At 72.8% G+C, this 2,592-nt stretch carries 3 protein-coding genes; 2 read left to right on the top strand and 1 reads right to left on the bottom strand.

The features are described 5' to 3' along the window. A partial coding sequence (locus tag AB0H87_RS40520) for an MFS transporter (protein ID WP_360158766.1) occupies positions 1 to 736 on the bottom strand: 736 nt, incomplete at its 3' end. Between the two features lie 99 nt (positions 737 to 835). On the opposite strand from AB0H87_RS40520, the gene AB0H87_RS40515 reads away from it, so the two are divergent. Continuing rightward, complete coding sequence (locus AB0H87_RS40515; protein ID WP_360158763.1) at positions 836 to 1,519, top strand: hypothetical protein; 684 nt, start codon at positions 836 to 838, stop codon at positions 1,517 to 1,519. 766 nt (positions 1,520 to 2,285) lie between these two features. Further along, positions 2,286 to 2,501 carry a winged helix-turn-helix domain-containing protein gene (locus AB0H87_RS40510; protein WP_360158760.1) on the top strand — a complete coding sequence of 72 codons (216 nt, stop codon included), beginning with the start codon at positions 2,286 to 2,288 and terminating at the stop codon, positions 2,499 to 2,501. The last annotated feature ends 91 nt before the right edge of the window (positions 2,502 to 2,592 follow it).

Here is a 2,592-nt window from a genome sequence, read left to right as displayed (position 1 = left end):
AGGCGGTGAACGCGACGTAGCCGAGCGCCGCCAGGCCGAGCGGGGCGGCGAGCTGCTCGTGCAGGAAGATCCCGCTCCAGTTGGCGACGGCGGCCTCGACGGTGAGGACGGTCGCGCCCATCGCGCCGAGCAGCACGAGCGGGCGGCTCCAGCGGGCCCGGCGCACCGCCTGCGTCTCGTGGTCGGCGCTGGCCGGCAGCAGCGCGGCGGTCCAGAGCGCGGCCGCCGGTGCGAGCAGGACGGCCGCGAGTCCGAAGTGGACGGCGCGGGACAGGTCCAGCGCCGCGGCCCCCGAGGCGAGCAGCGAGCCGCCGACCGCACCGATGCTCCAGGCGGCGTGGCAGCCGTTGAGGATCGGCCGGCCCAGCTCGCGCTCGACGGCGACGGCGTGGGCGTTCATCGTGACGTCGAGGAGGCCGTGCGCGGCGCCGAAGAGAAGGAACGCGGCGGAGAGTCCGACCAGGTTCTGTGGCAGCGCCGTCCCGACGAGCAGCAGAGGCAGGACGGTGACGGCGCCGCGCACGACCCGGCGGCTGCCGAACCGCGCCGCGAGTCGCCCGGCGCCCTGCATGGCCAGCACGGCGGCGATCCCGAACGCGGCGGTCGTCAGGCCGAGCTGTCCCGCGGAGAGCCCGAGGTCGACTTTGACCGACGGCGCCCGCGCCGCCATGGTGGCTATCAACAACCCGTTCGCGGCGAACACCGCGGTGATCGCCCAACGTGCCCTGCCTGCCATGTCGTACGTCCTCCCGCCGGCGCCCCGCGCGGGCGCCACACCGAAACGACGAACGGTGGTACCGGCATATCTACCGGGCCGGCGGTTAATCTTGGTTTCGTGCGAAGTGATCATGCGACGCCCCGGGTCGTCGGGGAGGATGACTTCGCCGGACTCTCCGCCGCGCGGCTCCTGGACGTGGCTCGCGCCCTCACGATGGTGCTGACCCTGCCGCGGTCGGCGGCCGACCACGTCGACGCGCTCGTGGTGGTCAGCGGGCAGGGCGAACAGTGGCGGCTGAGCCACGCGATCCGGGCATGGGAGGCGAACCCGGCGCCGCGGCACCTGCTGGTGGCGAACGGGAACCCGGACGAGCGGACCTATGTGCCGCTGACCGTTGCCTATCTGCGCGGTCTGGGTTTGCGCCGGCTGGAGGGCGTGGTCATCCAACCGGAACCGGCGCCTAACACGGGGCTGCAGGCGGCGTGGATCGCCGCCGAGGTGGGGCGTCTCGGTATCGGCAGCGTCGCGCTCACCGTCTCGCCGTACCACCTGGTGCGGGTCTTCCTGACGGTCCTGAAGGCACTCGAGGGACGGCGGGTGGCGCTCATCCCGGTCCCGGTGACGGTGGCGCCGGACACGCCGGTGCCGGAGACGGGTGCCACGGCGTACGACCTGGTGCCGGGGGAGGTGCTCCGGATCGTGACCTATATGGACCGCGGCTGGCTGGCCACGCCGGCGGAGCTACGCGACTATCTCGACTGGCTGTGGCGCCAGCCCATCCTGCGCGACACCCTCGTCTGAAGCGGGCCGTCCTGCCGGGCGCTTCGCGCGACGTGCTCGTCTGAGGCTGCCTGCTCTGCCGGCGGCGCTTCCGCGGTGCGGTCGGTTGCGGCGGCCCGCCAGGCCGGCGGGAGGTTCCGCGGCGGGGTCGGTTGTGGCGGTCTGTTCTGTGGGCGGGAGGTTCCGCGGCGGGGTCGGTTGTGGCGGTCTGTTCTGTGGGCGGGAGGTTCCGCGGCGCGGTCGGTTGAGGTGGCCTGTTCTGTAGGTCGGAGGACCGGGACGCGGTTGGTTGAAGTGGCCTGTCCTGCGGGCGGGAGGTTCCGCGGCGCGGTTGGTTGAGGTGCCTGCCGTGCGGGCGGGAGGTTCGGCGGCGCGGTTGGTTGAGGTGCCTGCCGTGCGGGCGGGAGGTTCCGCGGCGCGGTTGGTTGAGGGGCCTGCCCTGCGGGCCGGAGGTTCCGCGACGCGGTCGGCCGAGGCGGTCTGTTCTGTGGGTCGAGCGCTCCGCGGCGCGGTTGTCCGGCGTCGCCCGTCCTGCCGGCCGGAGATGGGGGTCGCCGGCCGGCAGGGGGCGGCGGCCGCCGAGCTGCCCAGCCGGCGGCCACGCCCGGGACGCGGGTGATCACCGTAGGCGCCAACCCGGAAGTGACCGCCGCGTTCCTGCCGCTCAACCTATTCCAACTGGTTCCATCTGGTCAATGTGCAATCTCAACTTGTTCCAACAAGATGACATGACAAGGGTGCCTGTGGTGGACTCGCGGTGGCCAACCGGAAAGCGAGCGTCTCCATCGTGGAACCCACCACCGAATATCGCCGCGTGCTCGACGACCTGGTCCGCCGGATCACGTCGGGCGAGCTCGGGCCGGGCGAGAAGCTGCCCTCGACGGTGCGCCTGGCCGCCGAGTACGAGGTCAGCATCTCCACCATCCATCGCGTCACCACGACCCTCGAGGACCGCGGGCTGATCCGCGGCGTGCCGGGGAAGGGGCGGTACGTCCGGTCCTGACTGGTGTCCTGGAACTCGGTCGTGCGGATCACCGCCATGCCGACCGCCGCCGCCCCGGCCAGCTCGCCGTCCGCACCGTCGCCGACGAACC

Source organism: Asanoa sp. NPDC050611 (genome assembly GCF_040654855.1).
Lineage (GTDB): Bacteria > Actinomycetota > Actinomycetes > Mycobacteriales > Micromonosporaceae > Asanoa.
The sequence above is the reverse complement of the archived record's forward strand: the minus strand, read 5'-3'. Positions and strand labels throughout refer to the sequence as shown.